The sequence below is a fragment of the Streptomyces sp. NPDC046862 genome (assembly GCF_040704615.1).
Classification (GTDB): Bacteria; Actinomycetota; Actinomycetes; order Streptomycetales; family Streptomycetaceae; genus Streptomyces.
In genome coordinates this window covers 147275-165834 of the sequence record NZ_JBEYXP010000012.1, presented here as the reverse complement: position 1 = coordinate 165834, position 18560 = coordinate 147275, and the positions used below count along the sequence as shown (strand labels likewise).

18 protein-coding genes and 1 tRNA gene are annotated in these 18560 nt (G+C 70.4%); 4 read left to right on the top strand and 15 right to left on the bottom strand.

The genetic code is table 11. The features are described from left to right. The first annotated feature begins 46 nt into the window (after window positions 1-46). Complete coding sequence (locus AB0959_RS15935; RefSeq protein ID WP_366826998.1) at window positions 47-1411, top strand: tyrosine-type recombinase/integrase; 1365 nt, start codon at window positions 47-49, stop codon at window positions 1409-1411. 162 nt (window positions 1412-1573) lie between these two features. Here AB0959_RS15935 and AB0959_RS15930 read toward each other — a convergent pair. After that, a tRNA-Tyr gene (locus AB0959_RS15930) sits at window positions 1574-1655 on the bottom strand. 228 nt (window positions 1656-1883) lie between these two features. Here AB0959_RS15930 and AB0959_RS15925 point away from each other — a divergent pair. Further along, complete coding sequence (locus tag AB0959_RS15925) at window positions 1884-2372, top strand: YajQ family cyclic di-GMP-binding protein (RefSeq protein WP_366826997.1); 489 nt, start codon at window positions 1884-1886, stop codon at window positions 2370-2372. A 180-nt stretch (window positions 2373-2552) separates the two neighbouring features. On the opposite strand, the gene AB0959_RS15920 is transcribed toward AB0959_RS15925, so the two are convergent. Further along, complete coding sequence (locus tag AB0959_RS15920; protein ID WP_366826996.1) at window positions 2553-2819, bottom strand: GlsB/YeaQ/YmgE family stress response membrane protein; 267 nt, start codon at window positions 2817-2819, stop codon at window positions 2553-2555. A 229-nt stretch (window positions 2820-3048) separates the two neighbouring features. Between AB0959_RS15920 and AB0959_RS15915 the strand changes: the two genes are divergently transcribed. Then, window positions 3049-4317: an APC family permease gene (locus AB0959_RS15915; protein ID WP_366826995.1), complete on the top strand. Its 1269-nt coding sequence runs from the start codon at window positions 3049-3051 to the stop codon at window positions 4315-4317. 70 nt (window positions 4318-4387) lie between these two features. On the opposite strand, the gene AB0959_RS15910 is transcribed toward AB0959_RS15915, so the two are convergent. The 13 genes from AB0959_RS15910 to AB0959_RS15850 form a co-directional block, all read right to left on the bottom strand. Continuing rightward, the gene (locus tag AB0959_RS15910) at window positions 4388-4954 is read right to left on the bottom strand and encodes an SMI1/KNR4 family protein (protein ID WP_366826994.1); all 567 of its coding nucleotides are present in this window, start codon (window positions 4952-4954) and stop codon (window positions 4388-4390) included. Between the two features lie 136 nt (window positions 4955-5090). After that, the gene (locus tag AB0959_RS15905; RefSeq protein WP_366826993.1) at window positions 5091-5486 is read right to left on the bottom strand and encodes a YccF domain-containing protein; all 396 of its coding nucleotides are present in this window, start codon (window positions 5484-5486) and stop codon (window positions 5091-5093) included. Then, window positions 5483-6346 carry a zinc metalloprotease HtpX gene (htpX, locus tag AB0959_RS15900; RefSeq protein ID WP_366826992.1) on the bottom strand — a complete coding sequence of 288 codons (864 nt, stop codon included), beginning with the start codon at window positions 6344-6346 and terminating at the stop codon, window positions 5483-5485. Before htpX ends, AB0959_RS15905 begins: the two co-directional genes overlap by 4 nt. A gap of 224 nt (window positions 6347-6570) precedes the next feature. Beyond that, window positions 6571-8082 carry an NADH-quinone oxidoreductase subunit N gene (locus tag AB0959_RS15895; protein ID WP_366826991.1) on the bottom strand — a complete coding sequence of 504 codons (1512 nt, stop codon included), beginning with the start codon at window positions 8080-8082 and terminating at the stop codon, window positions 6571-6573. Then, entirely contained in the window at window positions 8079-9653 is a 1575-nt protein-coding gene (locus AB0959_RS15890) for an NADH-quinone oxidoreductase subunit M (protein ID WP_366826990.1), read from the bottom strand. Before AB0959_RS15890 ends, AB0959_RS15895 begins: the two co-directional genes overlap by 4 nt. A gap of 6 nt (window positions 9654-9659) precedes the next feature. Then, window positions 9660-11651, bottom strand: a complete 1992-nt coding sequence (locus AB0959_RS15885) for an NADH-quinone oxidoreductase subunit L (RefSeq protein ID WP_366826989.1) — start codon at window positions 11649-11651, stop codon at window positions 9660-9662. Next, window positions 11648-12043, bottom strand: coding sequence for an NADH-quinone oxidoreductase subunit NuoK (nuoK, locus tag AB0959_RS15880; RefSeq protein ID WP_366826988.1), 396 nt, complete (start codon window positions 12041-12043; stop codon window positions 11648-11650). Before nuoK ends, AB0959_RS15885 begins: the two co-directional genes overlap by 4 nt. Further along, the gene (locus AB0959_RS15875; protein ID WP_366826987.1) at window positions 12043-12777 is read right to left on the bottom strand and encodes an NADH-quinone oxidoreductase subunit J; all 735 of its coding nucleotides are present in this window, start codon (window positions 12775-12777) and stop codon (window positions 12043-12045) included. Before AB0959_RS15875 ends, nuoK begins: the two co-directional genes overlap by 1 nt. Beyond that, complete coding sequence (locus AB0959_RS15870; RefSeq protein WP_366826986.1) at window positions 12774-13424, bottom strand: NADH-quinone oxidoreductase subunit I; 651 nt, start codon at window positions 13422-13424, stop codon at window positions 12774-12776. The genes AB0959_RS15875 and AB0959_RS15870 overlap by 4 nt, the downstream gene beginning before the upstream one ends. A 3-nt stretch (window positions 13425-13427) precedes the next feature. After that, window positions 13428-14396, bottom strand: a complete 969-nt coding sequence (locus AB0959_RS15865) for a complex I subunit 1 family protein (RefSeq protein WP_366826985.1) — start codon at window positions 14394-14396, stop codon at window positions 13428-13430. Next, window positions 14393-15598, bottom strand: a complete 1206-nt coding sequence (locus tag AB0959_RS15860; RefSeq protein WP_366826984.1) for an NADH-quinone oxidoreductase subunit C — start codon at window positions 15596-15598, stop codon at window positions 14393-14395. The genes AB0959_RS15865 and AB0959_RS15860 overlap by 4 nt, the downstream gene beginning before the upstream one ends. Beyond that, window positions 15595-16230 (bottom strand): NADH-quinone oxidoreductase subunit B family protein, encoded by a 636-nt coding sequence (locus tag AB0959_RS15855; RefSeq protein WP_366826983.1) that lies wholly within the window; start codon window positions 16228-16230, stop codon window positions 15595-15597. Before AB0959_RS15855 ends, AB0959_RS15860 begins: the two co-directional genes overlap by 4 nt. Beyond that, window positions 16221-16634, bottom strand: a complete 414-nt coding sequence (locus tag AB0959_RS15850; protein ID WP_366826982.1) for an NADH-quinone oxidoreductase subunit A — start codon at window positions 16632-16634, stop codon at window positions 16221-16223. Before AB0959_RS15850 ends, AB0959_RS15855 begins: the two co-directional genes overlap by 10 nt. A 657-nt stretch (window positions 16635-17291) precedes the next feature. On the opposite strand from AB0959_RS15850, the gene AB0959_RS15845 reads away from it, so the two are divergent. Continuing rightward, window positions 17292-18488 carry a sensor domain-containing protein gene (locus tag AB0959_RS15845; RefSeq protein ID WP_366826981.1) on the top strand — a complete coding sequence of 399 codons (1197 nt, stop codon included), beginning with the start codon at window positions 17292-17294 and terminating at the stop codon, window positions 18486-18488. Window positions 18489-18560 lie beyond the last annotated feature (72 nt).

Below are 18560 nucleotides of genomic sequence, written 5' to 3'. Positions count from 1 at the left end.
TCACGGGCCCGCCACACGGCGGGCCCGTTCTCATGAAAGGAACCGTGTGGGCACCACGTACAACGTTCGGATCTGGGCCACTCGTCAGCGCAAGGACCGTGGCCAGTCCACCGCCGAACTGCGGTGGAAGGTGGGCGACACTCCGCACTCCCAGACGTTCGGCACCAAGACGCTCGCCGACAGTCGCCGTGCCGAGCTGTTGATGGCCGTGAACGCCGGCGAACCCTTCGACGAGGCCACCGGCGTTCCGATGAAGGAACTTCGGCAGCGCAATGACGTGAGCTGGTACAAGCACGCGCGCGACTACATCGAGATGAAGTGGCCCACGTCGCCCGCCAAGACCAGGACGACCCTCGCCGACGCCATGGCCACGGCCACACCGGCTCTGGTGACCAGCCGTCGCGGCATGCCGGACGCGCGGGACCTGCGGCACGCCCTCTATAGCTGGGCTTTCAACCTCAACCGCTGGACGGACGACCCGCCGGCGGAAGTCTCGCGCGTACTCGCGTGGGTGGAGCGCAACGCCCTTCCCGTCAGCGCCCTGGACGATCCCCTTGTGATCCGCAAGGTGCTCACCGCGTTCACTCAGCGCCTGGACGGAAAGAAGGCTGCCGCGTCCACCGTGAAGCGCAAGCGCGCGATCTTCCACAACGCGCTGGGATTCGCCGTGGAGGCCCGGCGCCTCCCCCACAACCCACTCCCCCAGGTTCAGTGGGTGATCCCTCCGTCCGTCGACGAGATCGACCCCGGCTGTGTCGTCAACCCCCGACAGGCACGAACGCTGCTCGACGCGGTCGGGGAGCAGGGCGCCCGCGGGGAGCACCTGAGGGCGTTCTTCGGGTGCCTGTATCACGCGGCCATGCGTCCGGCGGAGGCCGTCTGGCTCCGTCAGGAGAACTGCGAGCTGCCCGCGTCAGGGTGGGGCACGCTGCACCTGGACGGTTCCCGTCCGCGCGTCGGGCGAGGCTGGACCGATTCGGGCAAGCCTCACGACGAACGCGGCCTGAAGTGGCGACCGGAACGGGAGATCCGGCACGTCCCCATCCCGCCGCACTTCACTGCCATGCTCCGTGAGCACATCCAGAATCACGGTGTGGCGCCCGACGGGCGACTCTTCCGCACGGCGCGCGGCGGCCTGGTGCAGGAGAGCGGCTACGGCGAGGTGTGGGCCCGAGCGCGGAAGCAGGCTTTCACCCCTCAGCAGCAGGCCTCCCCGCTCGCCGCGCGCCCATATGATCTACGTCACGCATGCGTCTCTCTGTGGCTGAACTCCGGGGTCGACCCGGTGGAGGTCGCTCGCCGCGCGGGGCACTCGGTGGCCGTGCTGCTCAAGGTCTACGCGAAGTGTCTGGACGGCGCGACGGCTATGGCGAACGCCCGGATCGACGAGGCGCTCAAGCGCTGGAGCTGACCCGCCCACGCTGCCCCACGGATGCCCCACACGCACTGGTCAACACGTGAATCAGGGTGAGACAAGGTGGGACAAGTCACTCAAAATGGCTCCACGATCACCCTGAACGACGAAAGGGTCCGCATCCAGCGTTTTCGCTGGTCACGGACCCTTTCGGTCGTGTGGCGGCGCCAGGATTCGAACCTGGGAAGGCTGAGCCGGCAGATTTACAGTCTGCTCCCTTTGGCCGCTCGGGCACACCGCCGGGGGTTGCTGCCCGTTGAACCGCCTTTTCGGCGGTGCTCCGTGGCAACGACGTAAACGATACCTGATGCGCGGGGGTGCTTCGCCACCCCATTGATCTGCGCTCCGAGGGGAGGGGGTGGCTAGGCTTATGCGGATGCGGCCCGGGATCGACACCGGGCTCGGCGACCGCCTCTACGTACGCCGATACGCACCCGATTCGCACACCCGATACAAGGAGCCACAGGACATGGCCGACTCCAGTTTCGACATCGTCTCGAAGGTCGAGCGGCAGGAGGTCGACAACGCCCTCAACCAGGCCGCCAAGGAAATCTCGCAGCGCTACGACTTCAAGGGCGTGGGTGCCTCGATCTCGTGGTCCGGGGACAAGATCCTGATGGAGGCGAACTCCGAGGACCGGGTGAAGGCGATCCTCGACGTCTTCCAGTCCAAGCTGATCAAGCGCGGCATCTCCCTGAAGGCGCTGGACGCGGGCGAGCCCCAGTTGTCCGGCAAGGAGTACAAGATCTTCGCTTCGATCGAGGAGGGCATCTCCCAGGAGAACGCCAAGAAGGTGGCGAAGATCATCCGTGACGAGGGCCCGAAGGGCGTGAAGGCCCAGGTGCAGGGTGAGGAGCTCCGGGTCAGCTCCAAGAGCCGCGACGACCTGCAGACCATCATCGCCCTTCTGAAGGGCAAGGACTTCGACTTCGCCCTTCAGTTCGTGAACTACCGGTAAGCCGGCCAAGGCCGGTGGTGAGCAACTGAGTTCCGGTGAGCGGAAATTGGTGGTCCGTGACGCGGGAGACCCGTGCTGTGCGGCCGGCTCGCCGGGGACGGACACGATGAGGGCCGCTCCTGCGCCTACTGACGCCGGGGCGGCCCTCTCGCCTGCCGACTGCGGGCTCAGGGTGCGTGATCAGCGGCGTGAGTTGCCGAAGAGTATGCGGTAGGCGATCAGCAGCACGAGGGAGCCGCCGATGGCCGCGGCCCAGGTGGCGCCGTCGTAGAAGTCCTTGTTGATGGGGTGGTCCATCCAACGGGCCGATATCCAGCCACCGATGAACGCGCCCGCGATACCGATGAGGGTCGTGCCGAAGAAGCCGCCCGGGTCGCGCCCGGGCAGCAGGAACTTGGCGATGGCTCCGGCCAACAGCCCCAGAATGATCCAGCTGATGATGCCCATGCCGTGAACCTGCCCTTCCGTCCTGTGTGTGCGCTGTACTCCTGCTCCGGCCAGGCTGTTTTCACACGTGTCGCATCTGTCACTTGCGTTGCCTGGGACGCATGCATGGTGCTGATGATGCTCGTCCCGTGAGCTGCTTGTCCCGGTGTGTCGCTCTCTTGGTGTCTTGTTGTGATGGAGGACGTCTCGGCGGTGCCTGCCGGTTGCGCTGATCAGTAGGGTTCGGGCCATGACAGAGACCGGTTCGAACACCAGCCTGCGGCGGACGCTCGGCGTCGGTGACGCCGTGGTCATCGGTCTGGGATCGATGGTGGGGGCGGGCGTCTTCGCCGCGCTGGAACCGGCGGCGGCCGTGGCCGGATCCGGACTCCTCCTCGGTCTCGGGGTGGCCGCCGTGGTCGCCTACTGCAACGCCATGTCATCGGCACGGCTGGCGGCCCTCTACCCCGCTTCGGGCGGTACGTACGTGTACGGGCGCGAGCGGCTCGGGGATTTCTGGGGGTACCTGGCGGGCTGGTCGTTCGTCGTCGGCAAGACGGCGTCGTGCGCGGCGATGGCGCTCACCGTGGGCGCGTACGTCTGGCCTGCTCAGGCGCACACCGTGGCCATCGCGGCCGTGGTGGCGCTGACCGCGGTGAACTACGGCGGCATCCAGAAGTCCGCCTGGCTGACGCGGGTGATCGTGGCGGTGGTGCTGGCGGTCCTCGCTTCCGTGGTGGTCGTGTGTCTCGGGTCCGGGGAGTTCGACGCCGGCCGGCTGGACATCGGGCTCTCGTCGGGCGCCGGCGGGGTGCTTCAGGCGGCGGGCCTGCTGTTCTTCGCGTTCGCCGGGTACGCGCGGATCGCGACCCTCGGCGAGGAGGTGCGGGATCCGGCACGCACCATCCCCCGCGCGATCCCGCTGGCCCTGGGTATCGCGCTCGTGGTGTACACCGCCGTGGCTGTCGCTGTCCTTTCCGTGCTGGGACCCGGCGGGCTCGGGCAGGCCTCGGCGCCGCTGGCCGACGCGGTCCGGGCCGCCGGTGTCCCGGGGCTCGTTCCCGTGGTGCGGGTCGGTGCCGCCGTGGCCGCGCTGGGGTCGCTGCTGGCGCTCATCCTGGGGGTCTCCCGGACGACGCTCGCCATGGCCCGCGACCGGCATCTGCCCGGCGCCCTGGCTGTCGTGCACCCGCGCTTCCAGGTGCCGCACCGAGCCGAACTGGCCGTCGGCGCGGTGGTCGCCGTCCTGGCCGCCACCACGGATGTGCGGGGCGCGATCGGTTTCTCCTCCTTCGGTGTGCTCGCGTACTACGCCGTGGCCAACGCCTCGGCCTGGACGCTGAGTCCGGCCCCGTTGGCGCGGGTCGTACCGGTGGTCGGGCTCGTCGGTTGCGTCACTCTGGCGTTCGCGCTGCCCGGGGTGTCGGTGGCTGTGGGCGCGGCCGTCCTGGGCGTGGGGGCCGCCGCGTACGGGGTACGGCGGTGGTGGGGTTCGCGGGGCCGGGCAGCGGGAGCCTGATGGGCGGCGCCCCTGCGGCAGGCGCTCGATCTCCGCTCAGCGTGTGGTGCGGCTGGGGCGCGCCGTACGGTCAGGACGCCCGCACGGTCCCTGTGCGTATCCGGAACTCGGTCCAAGGGGCCAGGTCCGCCCCGTCGTTGGACTCCTCGTACCAGCCCGTGCCGTCGAGCCAGGTGTGCAGCCACTGGGTGAGGGCGGGCGCGTCGATGTACCAGGCGTGGTCTGCCTCGTCGGCGTTCGGCTCGTAGAGCAGCACCGTGCCCTCGGCGGTGCGGCAGTCCACGCACGCGTACATCCCACAGCCCCAGTGGGATATCGGCAGTACGTGCTCGGGCCAGGGCCACTCGGGGTCCTTGCGGCCGCTCTTCCGGCTGGCGAGGTACTGCGTGACGGCGGCGGGCTCGCCGGCGGGCGGGCTGTCGAGCAGGGGCAACAGGCCGTACTCCGGACCGAATCCACCGTCTCCTATGCGCAGGTAGAGCGCGGCGAGATGCGGCGGCAGGGCGAAGCCGAGGGCGGACTCGGCTCGGGTGACTGTCGCCTCGTCCACGGGTGCGGGCAGCGAGGGCCAGCCCCACGGCCGGGTGGTGCGGGCCTTGTCCGCCACCCTGTCCAGCAACTGCTCGAACTCGGTCATGGGTTCATCATGCAGGGCTGCACTGACAATCGGGGCAGGCTGTGGACAACCGGCAACAGGAGGTATTTCGGGCGGCCTTCCCGAGCGTCTTCAGGCGGCCTTCCCGAGCCCCTTCGGTTGGCCTGCCCGAGCCGCTCTACCAGGTCTGCGTGAACGGCTGGTCCGTAGGCACGATCTCTCGCCCGAGGGGGAACAACGAGACCGGGATGAGCTTGAAGTTGGCGATGCCCAGAGGGATGCCGATGATCGTGACGCACAGGGCGATGCCCGTCACGATGTGGCCGAGCGCCAGCCACCAGCCCGCGAGGACCAGCCACAGCACGTTGCCGACGCAGGAGCCCGCGCCCGCGTCCCGGCGCTCGATCGTCGTGTACCCGAAGGGCCACAGGGCGTAGACACCGATACGGAACGACGCGATGCCGAACGGAATGCCGATGATGGTGATGCACAGCAGCAGGCCCGCGAGGAGGTAGGCGAGGAACAGCCAGAAGCCGCTCACGACGAGCCAAATGACGTTGAGGATTGTCTTCACTGTTGACGACCTGCCATCTGCTCGAGACGGGCGATGCGCTCCGTCATCGGTGGGTGTGTCGAGAACATCTTGGACAGCCCCTGGCCTGCGCGGAAGGGGTTGGCGATCATCATGTGGCTCGCGGTCTCGATGCGCGGCTCCGGGGGCAGCGGAAGCTGCTTGGTGCCTGCTTCGAGCTTGCGCAGGGCGCTGGCGAGAGCCAGAGGGTCGCCGGTCAGCTGGGCACCGGACGCGTCCGCCTCGTACTCGCGGGAGCGGCTGATGGCCAGTTGGATCAGGGATGCGGCGAGCGGGCCCAGGATCAGGATCAGCAGCATGCCGAGGATTCCGGGTCCCTCGTCGTCGTCGGAGCGGCCGATGGGGATCAGCCAGGCGAAGTTGACCAGGAACATGATCACCGAAGCCAGGGCGCCGGCGACCGATGAGATCAGGATGTCCCGGTTGTAGACATGGCTCAACTCGTGGCCGATGACGCCGCGCAGCTCGCGCTCGTCCAGGAGGCGCAGGATTCCGTCCGTGCAGCACACCGCCGCGTTGCGCGGGTTCCGCCCCGTCGCGAACGCGTTGGGCGCGTCCGTCGGTGAGATGTACAGGCGGGGCATGGGCTGGCGGGCCTGGGTGGAGAGCTCGCGGACCATGCGGTAGAGGGCGGGGGCTTCGAACTCGCTCACCGGGCGCGCGCGCATCGCGCGTAGAGCCAGCTTGTCGCTGTTCCAGTAGGCGTACGCGTTCGTGCCGAGCGCGACGACCAGCGCCACGATGAGCCCCGTACGCCCGAAGAAGCTGCCGATCAGGATGATGAGTGCGGACAGCCCCCCGAGGAGTACGGCGGTCCTGAGCCCGTTGTGCCGGCGGTGCACGGTACGCCCTCCAAGTCGTGCGGCAGGGGAACCCTTGCTTGCGGATGCTGTTGACTCCACTTCTCAGTGGACCCTCCCGTACTGGTCAACGCCAGGCGGGGATCCTCAGTTCCCTTGTGCGCGCCGGGGCGCTCTCGACCGTACGGGTGAGGGGAACGAAGGCCGGGCCCACGCGCGCACGTCGGGGCGGGTGCCCCACGCGCGCGCGTGGATGCCGCAACGGGTCAGAAGAGGCCGGTGTCGGAGAAGCGCAGGACCAGCTGGGGCGCTCCGGACAGAGCGATTCCGAGGACTCCGGTCAGGGCGATGGCGGCCGTCAGCGGGACCGGTACGCGGTGCTTCTCGGGCTCGCCCTCGGGAGCGCGGAACAGCAGGGCCGTCCATTGGAGGTAGTAGAAGAGAGCGATCACGACGTTGACGGCCATGACCACGGCGAGCCAGCCGAGGCCCGCGTCGACGGCCGCCGAGAAGACGGTGACCTTGGCGAAGAGGCCGATGACGCCGGGCGGGAGTCCGGCGAGGCAGAGCAGGAAGAAGCCGAGGAGCAGGGCGGTGACGGGGCTGGCCGCGTACAGGCCGCGGTAGTCGCTGAGGCGGTTCAGCGGCTTCGCGCGGGCCACGAGCGCGGCCACGGCGAAGGCGCCGAGGTTCACCGCCGCGTACATCAGGGCGTACGCGACGGTGGAGCCGATCGCCTTCTCGGCGTCGTCGGAGTACGCGGCCGCCGCTATCGGCACCAGGAGGTAGCCGGCCTGGCCGACGGAGGACCAGGCGAGGAGCCGTACCGCGCTGTACGCGCGCGTGGCCCGCTGCCGGAGGGCGCCGACGTTCCCGACGGTCATGGTGAGGGCGGCCAGTACGGCGAGTGCGGGGCCCCAGACGTCGGCGTACGACGGGAGGGCGACCACGGTGACGAGGATCAGGCCGGAGAAGCCCACCGCCTTGCCGACGACCGAGAGGTAGGCGGCCACGGGCAGCGGTGCTCCGACGTAGGTGTCGGGCACCCAGAAGTGGAACGGTACGGCGGCCGTCTTGAAGGCGAAGCCGATGAGGGTGAGGACGACGCCGGCCTGGGCGAGCGTGTGGAACTGACCGTCGACCTGACGGATGCCGTCGGCGATCTCGGTGAGGTACAGGGTGCCCGTGGAGGCGTACACGAAGCTGATGCCCATCAGGCTCACGGCGGTCGCCGTGACCGACGACAGGAAGAACTTCAGGGCGGCTTCGGAGGACCGCTTGTCGCCGAGGCGGATGCCGACGAGGGCGAAGGCGGGCAGGGAGGCGACCTCCAGGGCGACGATGAGGGTCGCCAGGTCCCGCGATGCGGGCAGGAGCGCGGCGCCCGCGGCGGACGACAGCAGCAGGAACCAGTACTCCCCTTCGGGGAGTTCCCTCTTGCCGTCCTTCAGGGCCGTCATCGACAGCAGGGCGGCGAGGAGGGCGCCGCCGAGGACGAGGAACTGGATGACGAGCGCGAACCGGTCCGCCGCGTAGCTGCAGACGTCGCCGTCGCCGGTCAGGCAGAAGGTCGAGCGGTCGCCGTCCAGGAGGGGCAGCAGCGCGAGGATGGACACCGTGAGTCCCGCGACCGACACCCAGCCGAGCAGCGCCTTCCTGCGGTCGTCGACGAAGAGGTCGGCGACCAGTACGAGGAGGCCGACGACCGCCGCGATGGTGGGCGGCGCGATCGCGACCCAGTCGACGGACTGGACCACGGACTGGGCCAGGGAGCTCATCGGGTGCCTCCTGCGAGGAGCTGCTGCACGGCCGGATCGGTCAGGCCGAGGAGTACCGCGGGCCAGAGGCCGGCGAGGACGGTGAGGGCGACGAGCGGGGTCCAGGCGGCGAACTCGTAGGTCTGAACGTCGGTCAGGCGCGGGCCTTCCTGCGGGACGGCGCCCATGCAGACACGGCGTACGACGACGAGGAGGTACGCGGCGGTGAGGAGCGTGCCGAACGCGGCGATCGTCATGAAGGTGAGGAAGGCGGGGCGGCTGAGGCCGTCGGCGGGCTCGAACGCGCCGAACATCGCCAGCATCTCGCCCCAGAATCCGGCGAGCCCCGGCAGCCCGAGTGAGGCGACGGCACCGAAGGCGAGCAGGCCGCCGAGGCGCGGCGCCTTGCCGTAGAGGGCGGCCCCGGTCTCCTGGGCGAGGGTGTCGAGGTCGGTGGTGCCCGTACGGTCCTTGAGCGCGCCGACGAGGAAGAAGAGCAGGCCGGTGATGAGGCCGTGGGCGATGTTCGCGAACAACGCGCCGTTCACGCCGGTCGGGGTCATCGTCGCGATGCCGAGCAGGACGAAGCCCATGTGGCCGACGGAGGAGTAGGCGATGAGGCGCTTGAGGTCGCCCTTGGCTCCCTGCTTGGCGAGGGCGAGGCAGGCCAGCGAGCCGTAGATGATGCCGACGACGGCGAAGGCCGCGAGGTATGGCGCGAAGGTGCGGAAGCCGTCGGGGGTGATCGGCAGGAGGATCCGAACGAACCCGTACGTACCCATCTTCAGCAGTACACCGGCCAGCAGGACCGAGCCGACGGTGGGGGCCGCGGTGTGGGCGTCCGGAAGCCAGCTGTGCAGCGGCCACATCGGCGTCTTGACGGCGAGCCCGATTCCGACCGCCAGAACGGCGATGACCTGCACGGATGTGGTGAGCGACGGGTCGTTGTCAGTGGCGAGTGCCACCATGTCGAACGTGCCCGCCTTGATTCCGATCAGGAGCAGGCCCAGCAGCATCACGACGGAGCCGAGCAGTGTGAAGAGGATGAACTTCCAGGCGGCCCGGGTCCGTTGCTCACCGCCCCAGCGGGCGATGAGGAAGTACATCGGGATGAGCACCATCTCGAACGCGAGGAAGAAGAGCAGCAGGTCGAGGACGGCGAAGGTCGCGAGGGTGCCGGACTCGAGGACGAGTACCAGGGCGACGAAGGCCTTCGGGGACGGGCCCGAAGGCATCTTGAAGTAGGAGTACAGCGCGCAGAGGAAGGTCAGCAGCGCGGTCAGGACCAGAAGGGGGAGGGAGATGCCGTCGATGCCGAGGTGGATGCGCACGTCGAGTGCGGGGATCCAGCTGATGTCCGTGCTGGCCTGCATCTTCGACGGTTGGTCGTGGTCGAAGCCGAGCGCGAGGACGATCGCGGCGATGAGGACCGCGCCGGTCACGGTCACGCCGTGGCGGAGCACCGCCTGCTCGGGTGACTTCCCCTTCAGCCCCGGCGGGGCGGGCAGGAGAGCCGCGGCGGCGCCGAGGAGCGGGCCGACGACGACGAACGCCAGAAGGAACTGCATCACGGACTCGCTGATATCGATCACGCCTGCTCACGCTCCCGTGGCGACGAGGACGACGGCGACCGCCAGGACGACGGTGCCGGCGAGCAGCGCGCTCACATAGGTCTGCACATTGCCGGTCTGGGCGCGCCGTACGGCCGCGCCGAGCAGGCGGGGTACGGCGCCGGCGCCGTGGACGTAGGTGTCGACGACCTCACGGTCGAGGAACCGGACGAGACTCGCTCCGGCCTGGACCGGTCGGACGAAGAGCGTCCTGTACACGGCGTCGAGATGGAAGCCGACGGCCGCGTGGCGGTGCAGCGGGCCGAGCAGCAGTCGGCCCGGGTCTGCCGGGTCGGGTGCGGCGGCCACGTTTCCGTAGGCGGGCGCGTGGCTCGCGATGGCCTCGGCCTCGACCTGCCCGGCGTCGCCCTCGGGGTGGGCGGCGACCGCGCCCAGCGGGACGTCGGCCGCGAGCGCGGTGGTGTGCTTCCAGGCGCCGTAGGTCACCAGTCCGCCGACCAGGGCGAGGCCCGTTCCGAGGACGGCGGTCGTGAGGGTCGGGGTGAGGTCGCGTCCGTCGAACCAGTCGGGCAGCGGGCCGGTGGCCAGGCCGAAGGCGAGGGACGGGACGGCGAGGAGCCACAGCACGGCGTTCATGGTCAGCGGCTGTTTGCCGTGGTCGGGGGCCTCGGCACCGCGACCGTAGAAGGCGAGCAGCCACAGGCGCATGGCGTACGCGGCGGTGAGCAGGGCCGTGAGCAGGCCGGAGACGAGGACGATCCAGCCCGCGGAGCCGGGGATGCCCTCGGCGTGGCCGGTGGCGACGTGTTCGGCGGCGCCGAGGACGGCCTCCTTGGTGAAGAAGCCGCTGAAGGGAGGGATCGCGGCGAGGGCGAGGAGCGCCACGGTCATCGTCCAGTAGGCGTCGGGGACGCGGTCGCGCAGGCCCTTCATACGGGACATGGCGGCCAGCGAGTTGGTGCCGGCGGCGTGGATGATCACGCCGGCCGCGAGGAACAGCAGCGCCTTGAAGGCGCCGTGCGAGAGGAGGTGGAAGACGGCGGCTCCACGGTCGCCGACGGCGAGCGCGCCGGTCATGTAGCCGAGCTGGCCGATCGTCGAGTAGGCGAGGACGCGCTTGATGTCGTCCTGGGCGAGCGCGGCGAGGCCGGAGCCGACCATCGTGACCGCGGCCATGACGGCCATGACGAGCAGGGCTGCCGAGGAGGCGGCGAAGACGGGAAGGAGCCGGGCGATGAAGTAGACGCCGGCGGCCACCATCGTGGCGGCGTGGATCAGCGCGGAGACGGGTGTGGGGCCCGCCATCGCGTCGGGGAGCCAGGTGTGGAGCGGGAACTGCGCCGACTTGCCCGCCACACCCGCCAGGAGAAGCAGGGCGATGAGCGTCGGATGGTCGAGTCCGCCGCTCGCGACCGCGCCCAGGACGGTCGTGATGCGGAAGGAACCGGCGTCCACGGCGAGCGCGAACAGGCCGATGAGGAAGGGGACATCACCGAGCTTGGTGACCAGGAAGGCCTTGATGGAGGCGGCGCGGGCCTCCGGGGTCTCCCAGTAGTGGCCGACCAGGAAGTACGAGCAGATACCCATGATCTCCCAGCCGACCAGCAGCACCATCAGGTCGCCGGAGTAGACGACGAGCAGCATCGCGGAGGTGAACAGGGAGACGAGCGCGGCGTACGAGGGGTAGCGCGGGTCGTCGCGCAGGTAGCCCGTCGAGTAGATCTGCACGCAGGTCGCGACCAGGCCGACGAGGACGGCGACGAGGGCCGCGAAGCCGTCGATGTACAGGGCGAGGTCGATGGGCACCGAGCCGGTCGGCGTGAGTTCGGTGGCCGCGACGATGGCCCTGCCACCGCCTTGGCGCATGGCCACGATCACGGCGAGCGCGAAGGCCGCGAGGGTCGGCAGGACGGCGAGGGGCCGGACGAAGCCGGGGGCCGTACGTCCCAGGAGCAGGCCGGCGGCCGCGCCGAGGAACGGAAGGAGGGGGACGAGGGCGGCGAGGGTGGTCGTGGTCACGCGGTGGCCTTAGCCTTCTGGGCAGCGGGGGCTTCGCTGTCGGGGCCGTCGGTGCCATGGCCGTCGGATTCGTGGCCCTCGGCGGTGTCGCGGAGCTTGTCGATGTCCGAGGTGCCGCGGTTGCGGTACACGGCGAGCACGATCGCCAGGCCGATGCCGATCTCGGCGGCGGCGATGGCGATGGTGAACAGGGTCAGGGCCTGGCCGGAGTGCAGGGTGTCCTGTGCGGCCCGGCTGAGCCAGACGTCGAAGGCGACGAGGTTGAGGTTGACGGCGTTGAGCATCAGCTCGACCGACATGAGGACCAGGATGGCGTTGCGGCGCGCGAGGACGCCGTACAGGCCGGTGCAGAAGAGGAGGCTGGAGAGCACGGCGGGGTAGGCGAGGTGCATCAGCGGGCCTCTTCCTTGTCTGCGGCTTCCTTGTGCGCTGCTGCCTCGTCTGCGTCTGTCTTGTCTCCGTCTGTCTTGTCTCCGTCTGTCTTGTCTCCGTCTGCCTTGCCTGCTGCTGCCTTGCTGCCGGGGGGCTCGTTCTTGGCTGCCTTGCGGGAGAGGACGATCGCGCCGACGAGGGCGGCGAGGAGGAGGACGGAGAGGGCCTCGAAGGGGAGGACCCAGTTCTGGAAGAGGGCCTTGCCGGTGACCTCGGTGGAGCCGGCGGCGGCACCGTCCAGGTCGACCCACGTCGTGCGGAAGGCGTCGACGACGACCCAGACCAGGGCGGCGGCCGAGGCGACGGCCACGGTGAGGGCGGCCCAGCGGTTGCCGGAGTCGGCGTCCGGGGAGCGCCCGATGGGGGCCTTGGTGAGCATCAGACCGAACAGGAGGAGGACCACGACGGAACCGACGTAGATGAGGACCTGCACCCAGGCGATGAACTCGGCTGTGAGCAGGAGGTACTCGACGGCGAGGCCGCCGAGCGCGACCACCAGCCACAGCGCGGCGTGCACGAGTTGCCGGGTGGTGACGGTGACGATCGCGGCGCCGAGGGTGACCAGGCCGACGAGGAGGAAGGCGATCTCGACACCGGTCGGGGAGAGGAAGCCGTGGGTGTCGGCGGCGGTGGCGGCACCGGCCGCCGTGGTCGCGGGGTGCGCCACCGTGGCGGCGGCTGCGGAGAGGCTCATGACTCTCCTTCCTGCGGCTTCCGGTGGGTGGCGGAGGCTGACCGGGAGTCGGTCCCGGACCCTGTATCGGTCCCGGACCCGGTGTTGGCTTCCGGCTCTGCCTGGGCTTCGGAGGCGGCCTGGGCGGCCGCGGCCAGTTTCTCCGCGGACTTGCGGGCGGCGGCGATCTCCTTGGGCTCCTCCGCGCCGGGGTCGAGGGCGGGCGGGGCCGGGACGGTCCACATCCACTCGCGGAGCTTGTCGCGTTCGTGGGTGAGCTCGCGGATGTCGGTCTCGGCGTACTCGAACTCGGGGGACCAGAAGAGGGCGTCGAAGGGGCAGACCTCGATGCAGATACCGCAGTACATGCAGAGGGAGAAGTCGATGGCGAAGCGGTCGAGGACGTTGCGGCTGCGCTCGCGGCCGCCCGGGGCGGTGGGCGGGACCGTCTCCTTGTGGGAGTCGATGTAGATGCACCAGTCCGGGCACTCGCGGGCGCACAGCATGCAGACCGTGCAGTTCTCCTCGAACAGGCCGATCACACCGCGGGTGCGGGGCGGAAGGTCGGGCTGGGCGTCCGGGTACTGCTCGGTGACGGTCTTCTTCGTCATCGTGCGGAGGGTGACGGCCAGGCCCTTGGCCAGGCCGGAGCCGGGGATGGGGGCCATGGTTTAGGAGTTCACCACCTTGACGACGCCCGTGAGGGCGATCTGGGCGAGGGCGAGCGGGACGAGGAGGGTCCAGGAGAGCTTCTGGAGCTGGTCCTCGCGGAGACGGGGATAGGTGACGCGCAGCCAGATGACCAGGAAGGCGAGGAGCGCGGTCTTCAGCAGGGTCCAGACCCAGCCGAGGCCGTCGGCGCCCCAGGGGCCGTGCCAGCCGCCCAGGAAGAGGACGGTGGTCAGGCCGCACAGGACGACGATCCCGGCGTACTCGGCGAGGAGGAAGAGGGCGAAACGGAGGCCGGTGTACTCGGTGTAGGCGCCGAAGATGATCTCCGAGTCGGCGACGGGCATGTCGAACGGGGGCCGCTGCAGCTCGGCGAGGCCGGCGACGAAGAAGATGATCGCTCCGACGATCTGCCAGGGCAGCCACCACCACTCGAAGGCGTCGACGATGCCCGGGAGGGAGACGGTGCCGGCCGCCATCGCCACGGAGGCGGCGGCGAGCAGCATCGGGAGTTCGTAGGCGAGGAGCTGTGCGGCGGTGCGCAGGCCGCCGAGGAGGGAGAACTTGTTGGCGGAGGCCCAGCCGGCCATGAGGGAGCCGAGGACGCCGACGCCCATGACGGCGAGGACGAAGAAGATGCCCGCGTCGATGACCTCGCCGACCGCGCCCTCGCCGGGGCCGATGGGGATGGCGAGGAGGACGAGGAGGTACGGCAGGAGGGCGACGGCCGGGGCGAGCTGGAAGACACGGCGGTCCGCGCCCGCGGGGACGATGTCTTCCTTCTGGGCGAACTTGACGCCGTCGGCGACGAGTTGGGCCCAGCCGTGGAAGCCGCCGGCGTACATGGGGCCGAGGCGGCCCTGCATGTGGGCCATGACCTTGTGTTCTGTCTGGCCGATGATCAGGGGGAAGGTGAGGAAGACGACGAAGACGACGAGGAGTCGCAGGGCGACGTCGAGCGCGTCGTTCACGGCGTGCCTCCTGCGGGGTCGTCGGGGGTGGAGTCCGGGGCCTCGGTCGGGGCCGGGTCCTCCGTCGGGGCCGGAGCCGGGTCGGGCTTGGGCGTCGGCTTTGGCTGTGAGTCCCGGTCCGGTTTCGGTTGCGGCTGCGGTTGCGGTTTCGGTTGCGGTTGCGGTTGCGGTTGCGGCTGCGAATCCGGGCTCGGCTGCGGCTGCGAATCCGGGCTCGGCTTCGGGGTGGGGTCGGGTTCGTCGAAGGTGGGGCGGGCGTGGTGCCAGGGGGCGTCGGCGCTGCGCGGGGCGGTTGGTTCCTTCGGGCCGGGGCCCTCGGGGCGGGGTTCGGTCGAGGCCTCCGGCTGCGTGGCCCCCGTGGCGGGCGCCGCCTCCGTGGGCTCCGGGGTCTGGCTCGCGGAACCCTCGCTCGCGCTGCGTGAACGCCGGGTCGGGGTGGTCTCCGAGGGGGACTCGGCCTGGCCGGCCGAACCCTCGGATGCGGTACGGGTACGGCGCGGAGGCGTTGTCGTCTGGCTGGCCGAGCCCTCGCTTGCCGAGCGGGTGCGGCGGACCGGGCGGTCGCCTGCGGCGCGGGTGGGGCGTTCTCCGGCGGCGCGGGACGGGCGGTCGCGGGTGGGGCGGGACGGGGCCGGGGGGAGCTGGCCCTTCAGGGGACCCCACTCGTTGGGGTCGGGGACGCCCGGGGGCAGCATCTGGCGGCGCTTGGGGCCGCCGTGGTCGGACTCGCCCGGCTCCTTGGCGCCCGGCCAGGCCTTGGCCACGCGCGCGGCCAGGACGAAGTCCTTGCGCAGGGGGTGTCCCTCGAAGCCCTCGGGCAGCAGGAGCGGGTCGAGGCCCGGGTGGTCCTCGAAGGTGACGCCGAACATTTCGTGGGTCTCGCGCTCGTGCCAGGCCGCGCCCGCGTAGACGCCGGTGGCGGTCGGGAGGGCGGGGGTCTCGTGCGGGACCGTGGTGCGGAGCAGGAGACGGCGGACCGGGGACAGGGCGACGACGTGGGCGGCGACGCGGAAGCCCGTGCCGGGTTCGTCGACCGCGCTCAGCCAGTCGAAGTACGTGCAGCCCAGCGCGGAGTGGGCCGTGCGGAGCGCCTGGGTCCAGGATGCGGACGGGACGTCCACGGTGAGGACGCCGTACGACTCCTCGGCCGTGGCCTCGGGGCCGAAGAGTTCCTCGACGGGTGCGGGGAGCCAGCCGGTCACCGGTCCCCCTCCCCGGTGGCAGCCGGTGGCGTCACGAGCCCGCTCTGCAGCGCGGCCGCCGAGGGACGCGTTCCGTGGCCGTACCGCTCCCCCAGCGACTCGCGCGCGATCTTCTCCTGGAGCTTCAGGATGCCCTGGAGCAGGGCCTCCGGGCGGGGCGGGCAGCCGGGGACGTAGACGTCGACGGGAATGATCTGGTCGACGCCCTTCGTCACGGAGTACGAGTCCCAGTAGGGGCCGCCGCAGTTGCTGCACGCACCGAAGGAGATGACGTACTTCGGCTCCGGCATCTGCTCGTACAGGCGCTTCACGGCCGGGGCCATCTTGTCCGTGACCGTGCCGGAGACGACCATCAGGTCGGCCTGGCGCGGGCCGGGCGCGAAGGGGATCACGCCGAGACGGATGAAGTCGTGGCGGGCCATCGACGCGGCGATGAACTCGATCGCGCAACAGGCGAGGCCGAAGTTGAACACCCAGAGCGAGTAGCGGCGGCCCCAGTTGAGGATGACCTTCATCGGTTCCGGGGCGAGGCGCGCGAGCGCGCCGAGGCGCTTCGGTTCCGGCAGCAGAACGGGCTCCGAAGGAGTCGCTTCCGGCGTCATGTCCTTGCCAGGATCTGGCTTCACGTCCATGCCAGGACGCCCTTCTTGTATGCGTAGAGCAGGCCGACGGCCAGGAAGCCCAGGAAGATGAACATCTCCACGAGCGTCGCCGCGCCGTAGCCGGGGGCGGCGAAGACCGTCGCCCAGGGGAACAGGAAGATCGAGTCGACGGCGAAGATCACGTACAGGAAGGCGTACACGTAGTAGCGGACCTGGGTGTGCGCCCAGCCCTCGCCCACGGGGTCGACTCCGCACTCGTAGGTGAGGAGTTTCTCGGGGGTGGGGACGACGGGGCGCAGCAGGCGGCCCGCACCGAAGGCGACGGCGACGAACAGCACGCCGATGGCGGCGAGCAGGCCGACGACCGAGTAGGACTGGAAGTAGTCCGCCGCGACCACGGTCCCCGCTCCCGGCACGGTTCCAGTGCCGGTCACGGTTCCGTGTTCCGCGACAGCGGCAACGGCGGCGACAACCGTCGGTTCCGGCACGTCCGTCCCCTCACTCCCTGGCTTCGCCCCTGGTGAATTTCGACCAGTCGGCCCCGGCCTGTCCGATCCTGGCTGCCCGTCCCGACCTGCCCGTCCCGACCTGTCCGGTCCTGGCGTCGGCTGCGACCTGCCCGGCCCTGGCCTTCCGGCCGTCGTGAACGCTGCGGTTCGGTGATCTGTACGCACGGGAGTCTAGGCCCTGCTAAAGAAACGGTAAGCAGCCCGTCACAGCTTGAACGGTAACGCGCCCCGGCTCGACGTGCGGAGGCCGCCCGGGCTGCCGGGGATGGTGGGGTTTTCCCCAGGATGGCCGGGCGGTCCGCAGCATGGCGCGGGCGGGGGCGGGCCGGGCAGGCTGGGGACATGACCGCTCGTATCCCCGCCGGCTCCGCCCAGCCGCACTCTTCGCGGGACAGACAGAACTCACCGGACAGACAGGACCCACGGCGCGGACAGTATTCGCGGACCGAACCCCAGTCGCCGGCCGAACAGCCCTCGTCGGGCGAACAGCCCTCGCCGGCCGAACAGCACTCGTCGGCCGGACAGAATTCGCGGCACGGGCAGGGCTCGCGAAACGGGCAGGTCCCGTGGGTCCCGCCCACCGTGCGGCCGCGGTCCGCCGACCGGACGCTGTCCGATCCGTTACCGCCCGCCCGGTTCGCGTTCGGCGGCCAGACGTGGCGGGAGATCGCGCATCTCCTTGTCAATCTGCCGGTGGCGTTGCTCGGGTTCGTGTACGTCGTGGCCGTGCTGTTCACCTCCGCATTTCTGACGGTGACGGTCATCGGCTTCCCGTTGCTCGCGGCCGCGCTGCTGGGGGCCCGGCAGCTGGGGAAGCTGGAGCGGCGGCGGGCCCGGGCGCTGCTGCGGGTGCGCGTGGACGAGCCGAGTCCGCTGCCGTTGTCGTTGCGCGGGAGCGGGGGGTTCGTCTCGCAGGCGTGGATGAGCGTGAAGGACCCGGTGGGCTGGCGCACGATGCTGTACGAGTTCATGCGGCTGCCCTGGGGGATCGTGACCTTCACCGTCACGATCACCTCGTTGTTCGTGGCGTGGCCGGTCCTGCCGTACATCGCGCGTGGGCTGACGAACGTGGACCGGGCGTTGGTGCGTGGCCTCCTCAGTCCCTCCGAGGAGCTGGAGCGGCGTATCGCGGAGCTGGAGTCGGACCGCGGGGTCGTGGTCGACACGGCGGCGGCCGATCTGCGCCGCATCGAACGCGATCTGCACGACGGCGCCCAGGCCCGCCTGGTGAACCTCGCGATGGGCCTCGGCCTGGCCAAGGAGAAGCTCCTGGAGGACCCCGACGCGGCGGCGGCGATGGTCGAGGAGGCGCACGGCGAGGTGAAGCTGGCGCTCCAGGAGCTGCGGGACCTGGCGCGGGGGATCCATCCGGCGGTGCTCACCGACCGGGGGCTGGACGCGGCGTTGTCGGCCGTCGCCTCGCGGTGCACGGCGGCCGTGACGGTGACCGTCGACCTCGCCACCCGGCCGGCCGCGGCGATCGAGGGCATCGCCTACTTCACCGTCTCCGAGCTCCTGCAGAACGTCAGCAAGCACAGTGGCGCCCGGACCGCGGCGGTCGACGTGTGGCGCTCGGAGGAACGGCTGCTGATCCAGGTCTCGGACGACGGCCGCGGCGGTGCCCGTCTCGACGGCGGTACGGGGATGGCGGGGCTCGCGGAGCGGCTGGGCGCGGTGGACGGGCTGTTCGTCGTCGACTCGCCGGCCGGGGGGCCGACGACGGTGACGGCGGAGCTGCCGTGGCGGGACCGGGGGGACGAGGCGGTGCGCGGGAGGTGAGAGCGGCAGCCGCGGGCGGTAGGGAAAACCCCCGCCTGAAGAGGCCGACGGCCTTCATGGTCCGGCCCGCTC

Coding starts and splice junctions, on each gene's coding strand:
- AB0959_RS15855 (WP_366826983.1), bottom strand. CDS start 16,230: ATGGACGTGAAGCCAGATCCTGGCAAGGACATGACGCCGGAAGCGACT.
- AB0959_RS15915 (WP_366826995.1), top strand. CDS start 3,049: ATGACAGAGACCGGTTCGAACACCAGCCTGCGGCGGACGCTCGGCGTC.
- AB0959_RS15875 (WP_366826987.1), bottom strand. CDS start 12,777: ATGAGCCTCTCCGCAGCCGCCGCCACGGTGGCGCACCCCGCGACCACG.
- AB0959_RS15925 (WP_366826997.1), top strand. CDS start 1,884: ATGGCCGACTCCAGTTTCGACATCGTCTCGAAGGTCGAGCGGCAGGAG.
- AB0959_RS15895 (WP_366826991.1), bottom strand. CDS start 8,082: ATGAGCTCCCTGGCCCAGTCCGTGGTCCAGTCCGTCGACTGGGTCGCG.
- AB0959_RS15870 (WP_366826986.1), bottom strand. CDS start 13,424: ATGGCCCCCATCCCCGGCTCCGGCCTGGCCAAGGGCCTGGCCGTCACC.
- nuoK (WP_366826988.1), bottom strand. CDS start 12,043: ATGCACCTCGCCTACCCCGCCGTGCTCTCCAGCCTCCTCTTCTGCACC.
- AB0959_RS15910 (WP_366826994.1), bottom strand. CDS start 4,954: ATGACCGAGTTCGAGCAGTTGCTGGACAGGGTGGCGGACAAGGCCCGC.
- AB0959_RS15920 (WP_366826996.1), bottom strand. CDS start 2,819: ATGGGCATCATCAGCTGGATCATTCTGGGGCTGTTGGCCGGAGCCATC.